Annotated in this window: 7 protein-coding genes; 4 read left to right on the plus strand and 3 right to left on the minus strand. The window is 75.1% G+C overall.

The annotated features are described in order from the left end of the window. Nucleotide 1: 1 nt before the first annotated feature. Nucleotides 2-2,947, minus strand: a complete 2,946-nt coding sequence (locus tag AB0L06_RS37500; protein WP_500235962.1) for an AfsR/SARP family transcriptional regulator — start codon at nucleotides 2,945-2,947, stop codon at nucleotides 2-4. Between the two features lie 128 nt (nucleotides 2,948-3,075). Between AB0L06_RS37500 and AB0L06_RS37505 the strand changes: the two genes are divergently transcribed. Beyond that, nucleotides 3,076-5,946, plus strand: coding sequence for an AfsR/SARP family transcriptional regulator (locus AB0L06_RS37505; protein ID WP_500235963.1), 2,871 nt, complete (start codon nucleotides 3,076-3,078; stop codon nucleotides 5,944-5,946). A 231-nt stretch (nucleotides 5,947-6,177) separates the two neighbouring features. On the opposite strand, the gene AB0L06_RS37510 is transcribed toward AB0L06_RS37505, so the two are convergent. Then, the gene (locus AB0L06_RS37510; RefSeq protein ID WP_500235964.1) at nucleotides 6,178-7,824 is read right to left on the minus strand and encodes a penicillin-binding transpeptidase domain-containing protein; all 1,647 of its coding nucleotides are present in this window, start codon (nucleotides 7,822-7,824) and stop codon (nucleotides 6,178-6,180) included. 109 nt (nucleotides 7,825-7,933) lie between these two features. On the opposite strand from AB0L06_RS37510, the gene AB0L06_RS37515 reads away from it, so the two are divergent. From AB0L06_RS37515 to AB0L06_RS37525, 3 genes are all read left to right on the plus strand, one after another. Then, nucleotides 7,934-8,905 (plus strand): LysR family transcriptional regulator, encoded by a 972-nt coding sequence (locus AB0L06_RS37515; RefSeq protein ID WP_500235965.1) that lies wholly within the window; start codon nucleotides 7,934-7,936, stop codon nucleotides 8,903-8,905. Continuing rightward, nucleotides 8,902-9,795, plus strand: a complete 894-nt coding sequence (locus tag AB0L06_RS37520) for a serine hydrolase (RefSeq protein WP_500235966.1) — start codon at nucleotides 8,902-8,904, stop codon at nucleotides 9,793-9,795. The genes AB0L06_RS37515 and AB0L06_RS37520 overlap by 4 nt, the downstream gene beginning before the upstream one ends. A 453-nt stretch (nucleotides 9,796-10,248) precedes the next feature. Further along, the gene (locus AB0L06_RS37525) at nucleotides 10,249-12,912 is read left to right on the plus strand and encodes an AAA family ATPase (protein ID WP_500235967.1); all 2,664 of its coding nucleotides are present in this window, start codon (nucleotides 10,249-10,251) and stop codon (nucleotides 12,910-12,912) included. A gap of 390 nt (nucleotides 12,913-13,302) precedes the next feature. On the opposite strand, the gene AB0L06_RS37530 is transcribed toward AB0L06_RS37525, so the two are convergent. After that, complete coding sequence (locus AB0L06_RS37530; RefSeq protein ID WP_500235968.1) at nucleotides 13,303-13,839, minus strand: RNA ligase 1 family protein; 537 nt, start codon at nucleotides 13,837-13,839, stop codon at nucleotides 13,303-13,305. Nucleotides 13,840-13,875: the final 36 nt, after the last annotated feature.

Below are 13,875 nucleotides of genomic sequence, written 5' to 3' on the forward strand. Positions count from 1 at the left end.
TCTAGGGTTCGCGGTGGGCGCGGAGGCCGTTCAGGAGGGCGCGGACCTCGTCGGCCTCGGCGACGCCGAGCCGGGTGAAGACGTCCAGGGCCTCGTTCCAGGAGGCGCGGGCCGCGGCGGTGTCGCCGAGGGCGGCGTGCGCCCTGCCGAGTGCGACGCGGGCACGTCCGACCTGGAACTCCTCGCCGATCTCGCGGCCGATCGTGAGGGACTGCCCGGCCGTGGCGAGCGCCTCCTCCGGACGGTCGCGGCGCAGCTGGGTCTCGGCCAGCCGCAGCAGGACGTAGGACTCGCGGGCGCGCAGCCCCTGCGACCAGCAGATCGCGAGCGCGTCGTCGTAGCGGGCGACGGCCTCGTCGAGCCATCCGGCGCGGTCGAGGGCCATGCCGAGGGTGTAGAGCGCGTACGCCTCGCCCGCGCCGTAGCCGAGTTCGCGGGCGAGGTCGCGCGCGGCCTCGGCCCAGTCGATCGCCCGCTCGGGCTCGTCCAGCTCGACGTGCGTGTAGGCGAGACTGGCGAGGCGTTCCATCTCCCCGGCACGGTCGCCCAGCTCGCGGCCGAGCGTGAGGGCGCGCTCCAGATGCCCGGCGGCCTCGCGCGGGCGCAGCCGGTAGAACGCGACGTGCGCGAGCAGGTCGTGGGACGCGACGCGCAGCGCGATGTCGCCGACGAACCCGGCGAGCTCGGCGGCGCGTCCGGCGGCCTCCTCCGCCTCGTCCAGGCGGCTGGTGTGGACGGTGACCCGGCCGAGGACGTAGCGGGCCCGGCCCTCCGCGTACGGCCCGGGACCGCGGTCCGCGAGGGCGCGCGCGGCGGACTCGATCTCGCACCAGCGGTAGCCCTCCTCGATCAGCGGGTCGAGGGCGAACAGCAGGTCGGCGGCCGTGGCGGGCGCGGTGCCCTCGCGGGCGACCTGCCGGATGACCGGGAGCATCATGTCGAGGTTGCGGAACGTCCAGTCGCGGGCGCGGGCCGCGGACTCGAACCCGCCGGGCGCGGACGCGGTCTCGGCGATCCCGGACGTGAACAGGCCGGGGCGGACGAGCCCGGTCACCACGCGCTGGACGGTCAGCAGGTGGGTCAGCAGCCGGACGGGCACGACGGCCCGCGCGTCCTCGTCGTCCAGCCGTCCGGCGGTCTGCCGCGCGAACAGCCAGAGCAGGTCGTGGTAGCGGTAGCGGCCGGGCGCGGTCGAGTCGAGCAGGCCGAGGTCGACGAGGGACTCCAGGAGGTCCTCGACCGCGAGCACGTCGGTCTCGCCGAGGGCGGCGGCCGCGGCCTCCACCGACAGGCCGTTCGCGTCGGGGAGGGCGAGCAGGCGGAACGCGCGGGCCTGCGCGGGGTTCAGCTGGTCGTAGCCGAGCCGGAAGGTCGCCTCGACGGCGAGCGAGCCGATCCGCAGCTCGGCGAGGCGGCGGCGGCCGTCGGCGAGCCGGGCGGCGAGGGTGCCGACCGTCCAGGTCGGCCGGGCGGCGAGGCGCGCGGCGATGATCCGGACGGCGAGCGGCAGCAGGCCGCACAGTCCCACGACGTCGACGACGGCGGCGCGTTCGGCGGCGACCCGGTCCCGGCCCGCGATCCTGCCGAACAGCTCGATCGCCTCGACGGGATCGAGGACGTCCAGGTCGACGTGCCGGGCGCCGGGCAGGCCGCCCAGGCGGGCGCGGCCGGTGATCAGGACGGCGCAGCCGCGTTCGCCGGGCAGCAGCGGACGGACCTGCGCGGCGTCGCGCGCGTTGTCGAGCAGGATCAGGACGCGCCGGTCGGCGAGGTGGGAGCGCAGGAGCGCCGACCGGTCGGCCGTGCCGTCCGGGATCCCGTCCTTCGGGACGCCGAGCGCGCGCAGGAATCCGGCGAGGACGACGCAGGGGTCGAGCGGGTGCTCCGAGACGCCTTGCAGGTCGACGTAGAGCTGCCCGTCGGGGTAGGCGGCGCGGACGGCGTGCGCGACGTGCACGGCCAGCGCGGTCTTCCCGACGCCGCCGACGCCGCACAGGCCCAGCACCAGTGGCGCGGTGCGCTCCTCGGCGGGGGCGGTCAGGGCGCGGGCGAGCTGGTCGGCGAGGGCGGTTCGTCCGGTGAAGTCGGGGAGGTCGGCCGGGAGCGCGGCGGGCTTCGGCAGGTCGGACCGCTCGGGCTCGGGCCCGGGTTCCGGGGCGGGCAGCGGCGCGGCCTCATGGTCGTCGCCGCCCAGGGACGGGTCGTTGCGCAGGATCCGCTGGTGCAGGTCGGCGAGTTCCGGACCGGGCCGGACGCCCAGCTCGGCGTCGAGGACGCGCCGGGCCTCGCCGAACGCGGCCAGCGCCTCGGCCTGGCGCCCGTGCCGGTAGAGGGCCGTCATCAGCAGGCCGTGGACGCGTTCGTCCAGCGGGTTCTCCCCGGCGAGCAGGCCGAGTTCGGCGACCGCCGCCGCGTGCCGTCCGAGGGCGAGGTCGAGGTCGAGGCGGACCAGCAGGACGTCGAGCCTGCGTTCGGCGAGCCGGGTGCGCCAGGCGTCGGCGTCCGGGCCGGGGACGCCGGCCAGCGGGACGCCGGTGAAGGCGCGCAGCGCGGCGTCGAGCAGGTCGCGGCGGACGGCGGGGGACCCCGCGCCGCCGGCCTTGGCGACGCCCGTCTCGAAGGCCCGGGCGTCCACGGCCTCGTCCGGGACGACCAGGGCGTATCCGTCGCCGTCCGACAGCAGGATCTCGGGCCGGGACCGGTCGCGTTCCAGCACCTGGCGGAGCCGGGACGCGTAGGTGCGGACGGTCCCGACGGCGCGGGCGGGCGGTCCGTCGCCCCAGAGCGCGCCGACGATCCGGTCCATCGGCAGGCCACGGCCCTCCGCGGCGAGCAGCGCGGCGACGAACGCGCGCTGCTGCGGGCCGCCGAGGGGCAGCTCCGCGCCGTCCCGGAAAGCGCGCACCGGGCCCAGCACGGCGAACCGGAGGTCCCGATCGATGTCCATAAACGCCCATTCTGGCCTAAATGTGGCGATCTCTAGGCCATGTCCGTCGAGCCGGGCCCGTGACCGGACCCGGGGCCGTGAGGACGGCCCGGGTCCGGTCATGAGCTGCGGCGATCTACTCTTTCCCGATGGAGACGCAGACCGGACCGCTGTGGTTCGGCCTTCTCGGCCCGCCGCTCGGCCGGCGCGGGGACGCCGAGCTCGATCTCGGCTCGCCCCAGCAGCGCGCGCTGCTCGCCGTCCTGCTGCTCCGCGAGGGCGCGGCGGTGTCCGCGCCGGAGCTCGTCTCCGCCGTCTGGGACGGCGATCCCCCGCCGCGCGCGCTCGGCACGCTGCGCACCTACGCGTCCCGGCTGCGCCGCCTGTTCGAGCCCCGGCGCATCGCGGGCGGAGCGTCCGATGTGCTGGTCACGGTCGGCAGCGGGTACGCGCTGCGCCTCCCGTCCGAGGCGACGGACACCCTTCGCTTCACGCGCCTCGTCGCCGAGGCCGAGCAGGCGAGCGCGAACGGCGACCTCGTGCGCGCACGAGAACTGCTCATCGACGCGCTCGGACTCTGGCGAGGCGAAGCGCTCGCCGGGATCCCCGGGCCGTTCGCCGAGGCGCAGCGCGTGCGGCTGACCGAGCGGCTGGTCGCCGCGCAGGTGTGCAAGCTCGAACTGGACGTCCAGATGGGCCACCACGCCGAGGCCGTCGACGAGCTGAAGCGGCTGATCTCCGAGTACCCGCTGCGCGAGCGGCCGCGCGAGCTGCTGATGCTCGCCCTGTACCGGTCGGGTCGTCCGGCCGAGGCGCTCGACGTCTACCTCGACACGCGCCGGGTCCTCGTGGATGAACTGGGCATCGAGCCCGGCGCCGCGCTGACCGCGTTGCACCGGCGGGTCCTCGCCGCGTCCTCGCCCACGCCCGCGACGAGCGCGCGGCCCGCGCAGCTCCCGGGCGCGGTCGCCGACTTCACCGGACGGACCGCCCAGATCGACGAGCTGCGCCGCGCCCTCGCCGAGACCGGCGTCGCGACCGTCGCCGGAGTCGCGGGCGTCGGGAAGTCGGCGCTCGCCCTGCGCGTCGCGCACCTCCTGCGCGCCGACCACCCGGACGGCCAGCTCTTCGCCGACCTGCACGGCGCCTGCGATCACCCCGCCGACCCGCACCTCGTCCTCGGCGCGTTCCTGAAGGCCCTCGGCGTCGCGACGGACGCCGTCCCGAACGACCTCGGCGACCGGACGGCCCTGCTCCGGCGCGTCCTCTCCGGACGACGCGTCCTCATGGTCCTGGACAACGCCCGCGACACCGCCCAGGTCCTCCCCCTGCTCCCCTCCGGCCCCGGCGCCACCGTCATCGTCACCGGCCGGGCCCGGCTGGACGCCCTCCCCGGGGCCCGGCCCGTCGACCTGGACGTCTTCGCCCCGGAGGAGTCCCGGGAGCTGCTCGTCCGGATCGCCGGAGCCGACCGGATCGCCGCCGAACCGGACGCCGTCCGCGACCTGCTGGAGGCGTGCGGGCACCTGCCGCTCGCCGTCCGCGTCGCCGCCGCGCGGCTCGCCGCCCGCCCGTCCTGGACCGTCCGGTCACTGGTGGACCGGCTGGCCGACCGCCGCCGCCGCCTCACCGAGCTCCGCGTCGCCGACCTCGCCGTCGAGGCGGTCTTCCAGCTCGGCTACAAGCAGCTCGGCCCGGCGCTGCGGCGCGCCTTCCGGCTGCTGGCCCTGCCGGACGGGCCGTCCTTCTCGGTGCGCGCGGCCGCCGCCGTCCTCGCCGTCCCGCCCGGAAAGGCCGCCGAACTCTGCCGCGACCTGGAGCGGGTCAGCCTGCTCCGCTCGCCCTCCCCCGGCCAGTACCGCTTCCACGACCTGCTCCGCCTGTACGCCCGCCAGCGCGCCGAGGCCGACGAACCCGCCTCCGAACGCGCCGCCGCCCTCCGCCGCCTGGTCGACTTCTGCCTCACCACCGCCCGCGCCGCCCACCTGATGATCAACCCCGGCGACGGACGGGCGCAGGCGGCGGGCTCACCGGACACGTCCTTCCCGGATCGGGGAGCCGCACGGGACTGGCTGTTCACCGAGGCTCCGGCCTTGCTCGCGGTGATCGCGCAGGCCGCGCGCGCCGGGCTGACCGAACCCGCCGCCGACCTTCTGCTGCTCACCGACACGCTCGTCAACTCGGGATTCCACGCGCGCGCGTGCGAGCAGGCGGCGCGTGCGGTGATCGAAGGCTCGCTGGAACACCGGGACCCGCGCGCCGAAGGCCGTGCCCACCTGCTGCTCGGCAGGCTCTACTACAACGCCGACCGGCTCCCGGAAGCGGAGGCGGCCTGCCGGGTCGCCCTGGATCTCGCGCGCGAGACCGGCGACACGTGGACGGCCGCGGACGCGCTCAGCCGTCTCGGCAACAGCGCCTACCTGCGCGGGCGCCACGAGGAGGCGCTCAGGTTCGACCACGAGGCGCTCGCCGCGTTCCGCGCGCACGGGGACCGGCACGGCGAGGGCGTCACGCTGGCCGCGCTGGGCCGCGCCCTGCTCGACGTCGGACGCGCCGACGAGGCCGCCGAGGCCGTCACCGCCGGACTCGCGCTGCATCGCGGACTCGGCGGCGTGTACGGCATCGGGTACGCGCTCTACCAGGCGGGAGTCGTCCTGCGGGACGTCCGGGAACGCGCCGAGGTCCTGGAGATGCACCTCGAGGCGCTGGAGCGCTTCCGCTCCGGCGGGTACCGCGTGTGGGAGGGCCTGTCGCTGTTCCGCGTCGCGCACGCCCGGCTGGAACTCGGCGACGCCGAGACCGCCGAGGCGGACGCCCGGCGCGCGCTGGCCGTCCTGAGTGAGATCGGCGACCGGTGGGGCCAGGCCATGGCGCTGGACTCCCTCGCCCGCTCCCTCGCGGCGCGCGGCGACACCGGCACCGCCCGGACGCACTGGGCCGAGGCACTGGGGATCCTCGAGGAGAAGGGCTCCCCGGAGGCCGGCGCCGTCCGCGCCCGCCTCACGTCCGTGCCCGACTGACCGGCGCTCCGGCCCCCGTCGTGGCGGGTGCCGGCGGGTCGCCCGCAACGCCAGAAGGGCGTACCCGCCGGCACCCGGCACTGGGGGGTCGGGCCGGGCGCGCCCGTAGCCGACGGAGATCCAGACCCCGCCCCCGCCAAGAAACGAGGTCGACCGTCATTCGCGCCCGGCCCGTCTTCGTCCAGCCTGCCGAATCCCGATCAACAACCGTTCAACGCCGTCGATCCGGGCTCAGCCGACCGACCTCAGGAACGTCGCGGCGATCGGGGCGGCCGCCTCGGCGCCGGTCCCGCCGCCCTCGACGATCACGGCGAAGGCCAGGTCACCGCGGTAGCCGATGAACCAGGCGTGCGTGGGCGGGTTGTCGCCGCCGCCGAACTCGGCCGTGCCGGTCTTGCCCGCCGTCCCGGACGGGAAGCTCACGACGTGCGCGGTGCCCTCGGTGACGACCGCGGGCATCAGCGAGTGCAGCGCCGTCTTGACGGCCGGGTCGAGCCGGTGCGGCGGCTCCGGCTTGCGCCCGCCCGCGTCGGCCGCCTTCGAGGCGAGGTCGGCCGGGACGACCCGGGGCGTCCGCCACGTGCCGTCCGCCGCCGCGCCCGCGACGCTCGCCATGTTCAGCGGGCTGGTCAGCACCTCGCCCTGGCCGAACGCCTGCGAGGCGAACGCGGTGTCGTCCTTGGACGCCGGGAACGTGGCCCGGACGGCGGGCAGCCCGCCGACGATCGGCGCGTTGAACCCGAACTGCTGCGCTACCGACGTCAGCTTCTGCTGACCCAGCTTCTGCACCGCGAGCTGCGCGAACGTGGTGTTGCAGGAGTGCGCGAACGAGTCCCGCAGCGGGACCGTGCCGAAGCTCTCGTGCTGGTAGTTCTTGAACGTCCGGCCGCCGACGTTGATCGTCGCCGGGCAGGGCACGGGGGTCTGCGCGTCCATCCCTCCCGCGACGAGCGCGGCGGCCGTGACGACCTTGAACGTCGAGCCCGGCGGGTAGTGGCCGAGCAGCGCCCGGTTGAGTCCGCCCGGCTTGTTCGCGATCGCCAGGATCTCCCCCGTGGACGGACGCAGCGCGACGATCGAGGCGGGCTTGTCCGCACCGGTCAGCGCCTGCCCGGCCGCCCGCTGCGTCCTCGGGTCGATCGTCGTGCGCAGCGGCTGGCCGTCCTTGCCGCCGAACCGCTTGAGCGTCGAGACCGTCCGTCCGCCGGAATCCACGATGCGGACGGTCAGCGCGGGCGTTCCGGCGAGCCGCTTCTCGTACTGCTTGCTCAGGCCGTCCACGCCGACCGGGTCGCCCTTGCGGTAGGGCGCTCCGAGCTTCTTGGCCGCCTCGTCCGTCGCCGGGCCGACCGGCCCCACGATCTGCTGGACGGACCCCGATGGCGAGCCCTCCATGGACGAGCCGTCCGCATAGCTGACCTGCCCGCGGCTCGGCCACGTGCGGGAGGCGCTGAGGCGCTGGCCCTCCTTGAGGGTCGGGTAGAGGACGGTCGGCGACCAGTCCACCTTCCACTTGCCTCCGGACTTGGTGAAGCCGATCGTCCCGTCGTAGCTCCAGGTGCTGCCTCCGGCGAGCGTGAGCCGCGCGGAGTACGCGCCCCCCGCCTCGCCGCCCTTGGGCTTGCCGACCGAGGCGACCGTGTACTCCTGCGCCGTCGCGCCCAGGTCGTCGCGCTGCTTGGCGAGCCTCGTGGTGAGGTCGGCGGGAGCGTTGGCGGTGAGGTCGCGCATGGCGGCGTAGTCCCCCCTGGACCACGCCGCGGTGAACTTGCCGGCCGTGTCCTTCGGCCCGTCGTCTCCCCCGAGCCACCAGAACACCCCGGCTCCGACGAGAACGCCGACGGCGGCGGCGACCGCCGCCCACCGGGATCGCGTCATGACATCCCCCTCTTGGTGCGGTGAGCTCACAGAACACCAGGTCATCGAGGGTATGTCCAAGAGTGCTATCGATCCCGCAGCGTGACGGATTTTGATATCGTTCCAGGTCATGGACATTGTTGGGCATCTCGCCCACTTCGTCGTCGTCGCCGAGGAACTCCACTTCGGCCACGCGGCGGAGCGGCTCGGCATGGCCCAGCCCCCGCTGAGCCAGCGCATCCGCAGGTTGGAGGACGAACTCGGGGTGAGACTCTTCGACCGGACGAGCCGGAGGGTCGAGCTGACCGCCGCCGGACGGCTGCTGCTGCCGGAGGCGCGCGACGTCATCGCCCGCGTCGACCGGATCCGCGACCTCGCCGACCGCACCCGCAGTGGCGAGGTCGGCCTCGTGCGCGCGGGACTGCCTTCCGACCTCGGCGGCGACGTCGTCGCGGCACTGGTGTCGGCGTTCCGCGACCGGCGCCCCGACCTGCGGCTCACCCTGAGCGAGACGAGCACGGCCGAGCAGGTCCGCGCCCTCGCGGACGGCTCGCTCGACGTCGCCGTCCTGCGCCATCCGTGCGACACCCGCGGCCTGTCGCTCGGCCCGATGCTCGCCCAGCCCGTCGGCGTCCTGCTCGCGGCGGACGACCCGCTCGCCACCGCGGCCGAACCCCCGGTGGACGCCCTCGTGGGCCGTGACCTGGTGCTCTTCCCCCGCGACGAGGCCCCCGGCGTCCACGACGACCTGCTGGCCGCCTGCCGCCGGAACGGGTTCGATCCGCCGGTCGTCCACGAGGCCCGGCACCCGCAGTTCGCGCTGGGTCTCGTCCTGTCCGGGACGGCCGTCGCCCTCGTCCCGCGCCCGGCCGGCCCGGGCGACGCGAACGGCGCGGGCGGCGCGGTGTGGCGGCCGCTGGCCGGTGCGCCGCTGGCGCTGCGCACCTCGTGCGCCTGGCGGCGCGACGCGGAGGACGGACCGGTGGCAGACTTCGCGGCCGTGACCACCGATGTCCTGCGCGAGGTCGCCGCGATGCGGCCTCTCGACACCGCCCCGCCGCGACGCGTCGTCCTGCGCCCGTCCTCCGGGTTCCTGGCATGACCGCGCGCGACGCGGTCCTGGCGATCGAGCGGGCGTTCGCCGAGGCGGGCGTCTCCGGACGCCTCCACGCGGTGGACGTCGACACCGGACGCGAACTCGGCGTCGGCGCGGACGACCCGGTCGTCCTCGCGTCGGTCTACAAGGTGCCGCTGCTGGTCGCGTTCTTCCGGCTGGCCGCGCGCGGCGTCCTGGACCCGGCCGAGCGGATCACCCTGCGCGCAGGCGAGCGGTCCGAGGGCGGCACCGGCCTGTCGGTCATGCTGGACGACGTGACGATGTCGCTCCGCGACCTGGCCTGCCTGATGATCACGGTCAGTGACAACGCGGCGGCCGACGCCGTCTTCGCGCGCGTCGGGCGGGACGAGGTCGGAGCCGCCCTCGACGCGCTCGGCCTGCGCCGCGTCCACGTGATCGGCGACGGACGGGACGTGTTCGGCGCGCTGCTCGCCGACTCCGGCGCGGCCGACCTGGGCGAGCTGTGGCAGCGCCTGGACGAGCCCGGCATGATCGACCGGCTGAGCTCGCTGGACCCGTCCCGCACCAGCGACGGGACCCCGCGCGAGCTGACCCGCCTGCTGTCGATGATCTGGCGGGACGAGGCCGCCCCCGCGCCCGAGTGCGCGCTGATGCGCCGCCTGCTCGGCCTCCAGGTCTGGCCGCACCGGCTGTCCTCGGGCTTCCCGCGCGACGACGTCCGGGTCAGCGGCAAGACCGGGACCCTGCTCACCCTGCGTAACGAAATCGGTGTCGTCGAGTACCCCGACGGCGGACGCTACGCCGTGGCCGTCTTCACCCGCGCGTCCGAGCCGGTCGCCGTCGCGCCCCGTGCGGACGCCGTGATCGGCACCGCCGCCCGCATCGCGGTCGAGGCCCTGCGCCGGACGGTCTGAACCGGATCTGAACCGGAGGCGCGGAACGGCCGAGGAAGGGGACCTCAGCACGGCGGGATCCCGGACGGTTGGGGCCGTCCGGGATCCGCGCTGAGGGAGTGCCCGGCCAGAACGCAGCGGTCGTCATAAGGCCAGGCCAACGCTCGGCGCACCTGCCAACCCCCTGGAGGGGCGCCGACGTCGGTGACCCTGACACGAGTCGATCAACGCTGGATTACCGCGCAGCTCAGAGCCGGTTTCCGGCGGGGTTCCCCGGATGGCGGAGCGCGGCGCGGACGGCCGGTACCCGCCAACTGAGATTTCCACTCTCGACGGAACGGGTGGAAGGGCGGAGACTGACCGGGTCCGGCGGAGCACAGGCCGGGCCGGGCCGCGTGGTGCGGATCCCGGACCGGCGACACGTCCGGAAACGTAGGCTGTACCCCTGTTTTGGACGTCCCTGGGGAGAATGCGTTGCGGCTGCCGGAGCACCTGGAACTGCTGCTCACCGACGAGCCGGTCCTGGACGTGTACGCGCACGGCCCCTGGCGCGTCCCGGACGGCCTGTTCGAGGAGGTCGCCGCCCGGATCGACGCGCTCGCCGCGGACCCGCGCGCGGCGGGCCTGACGACCGACGAGCACAAGCTGCTCACCCTGCCCGCGTCCCTGGTCACGGCCGAGATCTTCGCGATCCTGGCGTTCCTGCCGGGCGGCGGCGCGATCAAGGCCGGGTCCTGGTCGCAGCTCCCCGAGCGGCTGCTGTACAAGCACCTGGCGAACCCGGCGCCGCTCAGCACCCGGATGACCCGCTGCGACGCGCCCGGCGGCCGGTGGCGGCCCCCGCTGGACTGGCTGGTCGAGGCCCCCGACCGTGAGCTCGCGATCGAACTGGCCCGCGAGTGCCTGGTCGCGCTGGAGGGCATCGAGCCGCTGGAGACCCGCCGCCGCGCGCTGATCGACCTGTACGACGCGCCGCCGTCCGGCGAGGTCAACCTGCCGAAGATGGAGCTGCGCGAGCAGTGGCACGCGCACGCTCCCGAGAGCGTCCTGGCGGCCGTCCCGGAGCTGCTCGGCCCGGTCGGGTACCTGGAGTGGGTGTGCGAGGGCCTGCTCGCCGCCCGCGAGCACCTGATGGCCGTCGCGCCGCGCGAGGAGTCGGTCGAGACCCACCTCGTCCAGCTGCTGCTGCAGGGCAGCATGGAGCACGTCCCGCCGGAGCTGGCGGTCGCGGTCGGCGAGGACCGGTACCGCGAGGTCCGCGCCCGCTTCCCGGTCGAGCGGCGCGGGTTCAAGGCGGCCGCGTGGCAGGAGCAGACCCGGTCGTGGCTGGTCGCGGCCCTGGTGTCGGGCGCGGCGGACGCCTGCCGCGCCTGGCTGGACATGTCGATGCGGTTCGTCGCGATCGTCCAGGGACTGCCCGGCGACCCCTGGTTCCCGCGTCCGGAGTGGATCCCGGTCGTGCAGTTCCAGACCGATCTGCGGCGGCTGTTCGCGCCGCGCCGCCGGGTGCCGAACCCGCTCGCCGACCGGCTGAGGCCCGCGCCGGGCGAGCCCGCGGCCGTGCCCGCCGCGCCGCCCACGGGCCTGGTGGACCAGCCGGAGCTGACCGCGGCCCTCGACGGCGTCCTCGCGGGCGCCACCGCGAGTGCGGGCGCGCCCCGTCCGGGCGTCCGGCTGCTGCTCGCCGGGCCGGACGGCACCGGCAAGCGGGACGCCGCGCAGGAGCTCAGCCGCGCCCTGTCCCTCGGCCGCGACCCGCTCTGGCTGACCGCGAACCTGCTGGTCGGGCAGCGCCTCCCGGACGCCGTCGCCAAGCTCCACGCCGACGTCCGGGACTGCGGCGCCGACCGCCTCCTGGTGATCGAGGGCCTGGACGCCGTCGTCGCCGACCCGAGCCTCGGCGAGGCCGTCGCCGAGGAGCTGCACCGGCTGCTCGCCATCCACCCCGAGCTGCACGTCGCCGCGCTCTGCGACACCGAGGGCGACCGCCGGATCGGCGAGGTCAACCCCGTCCTGCCGCAGCGGTTCCGGATCGCGCGGACCCGTCCGTTCACCGCCGACGGGCACGCCGAACTGTTCCGCCGCGCGCTCACCGTGCGCGGCGCCCGCGCGACCCGGCACGCCCTCGCCGCCGCCGGGACGCTGCTCGCCGCGACCCCGCCCGTCCAGACCCTCCGCAACGCCCGACTCGCCCCCCACCTGGCCGACCTGGTCCTCTCCGGCCTGAGGACCGCCGAGGGCGAGCAGCCGGTCGTCCGGAAGGGCGACGTCCCGGCGACGCTCGACACCGCGAAGGCCGCGGGCGACCCGATGGCCGAGCTCGCCGCGCTGACCGGGCTGGAGAACGTCAAGCACGAGATCGCGCTGCTCGCCGCGACCGCGCGCGTCGACCGGGCGCGCGTCCGCTCCGGCCTGCGGGTGAGCACGCCGACCCGGCACATGGTCTTCACCGGCAGCCCCGGCACCGGCAAGACGATGGTCGCCCGCCTGCTCGGACGGATCTACCGGCGGCTCGGCGTCCTGTCGTCCGGGCACCTGGTCGAGGCGTCCCGGACGCACCTGGTCGGCGAGTACATCGGCCAGACCGCGCCGCGCACCCGCCGCCTGGTCGAGCGCGCCGCCGGCGGCGTCCTGTTCATCGACGAGGCCTACACCCTCGCCCAGTCGCCGATGAAGGGCGACTACGGCCACGAGGCGATCGCCGAGCTGGTCAAGCTCATGGAGGACCACCGCAACGACCTCGTCGTGATCGTCGCCGGCTACCAGCGGGAGATGGCCGAGTTCCTCGCCGCCAACCCCGGCCTCGACTCGCGCTTCCCCAAGCAGGTCCACTTCCCCGACTACTCCGACGACGAGCTGGTCGCGGTGTTCGCCGCGCTCGCCGAGGACGACGGCTTCCGGCTAGACGACGAGCTCCCCGGCGTCCTGTCGGCCATGCTGCGCCGCGTCCCGCGCGGAGAGGCCTTCGGCAACGGGCGCCTCATGCGGAACCTGCTGGACATGGCCGTCGCCAACCAGGCGCAGCGGATCGCGTCCCTCCCGGACCGTCCGAGCCGCGACGCCCTGGTCACCCTCGTCTCCGACGACATGCCGCCCATCTGGGACCACCCCGAGGAGCTCTTCGGCCTCTACCTGTAGGCCCGCCCACGCGCCACCCTGTCTCAGTGAGAAATCCGCGCACGGACGAGAAGTCCGCGCGCCGCTCGTCCCGTGCCACCGACCGCTCACCGCAGGTGAACGACCGCTCAACGACGCGCCTTCGAAGCGAGTGAACCCGCGGTTCCGACCCCGCTAACTTCGTGCGCACCGAAGTGGATGGCCATCGCGCCAGGCCCAAGGGGGCGGAACGGAAGCGCTCGGGAAGGCGCGTCCGTTCCGGGCCTGACGCGCCGGGTCCGCCTGCGGTGTGGGGGGACGGGGTCACGGCGGTGCACCACCGCCGTGACTCCCCACACCCTCCGACGGGGCCGGGACAAAGCACCACCGAACCATCCCGCCCCGGCCCCTCACCCACGTCGTCCCGGTCGATCAGGACGGCATGTCGCGGCGCTTCAGCTTGGCCATCCGCCCGTCCGCCGCGTGCCACACGATCCCCTCGTACGGATGGGCGAGCAGCCACTCGCGCAACCCGTCGAAGTCGAGAGGGACGCCGATGAGGCGCTGCTCCCCGTGCGGGACGAGGGCGTGCGCGTCCACGCCCTCCGGGTTGCCGTTGACCTTCGGGCCGATCAGCTCGTAGGTGCCCGGCTCCCAGACGGCGTCCCCGGCGGCCTCGCGAAGGAACTTCTGGAACGAGGACGACTCGGCGGGCTCCCAGCCGACGGTCTTGCCGGTCGTCTCGTCCGTGGCGATCGGGACGAAGCCGTCCGGGGGCGTCCGGCCGGCGCGGACCTCGCGGCGGGTCCACCAGAGCTCGCCGTCGAACCGGGCGCAGGTGCCGTCGAACTTGCGGGTCGGGACGCCCTGGCCTGCGAAGACCCAGGCGCAGTCGGGGTCGGGGAAGCGGGTCACGTGCTTCGGATCTCCGGCCCAGTCACGGGTGAAAACGGTCGGAATCTTGCGCATGAGGTCGATTGTGCGGGATGCCTGGGCCTTCCTCGA

The sequence above is a fragment of the Spirillospora sp. NPDC052269 genome (assembly GCF_040679435.1).
GTDB lineage: Bacteria > Actinomycetota > Actinomycetes > Streptosporangiales > Streptosporangiaceae > Spirillospora.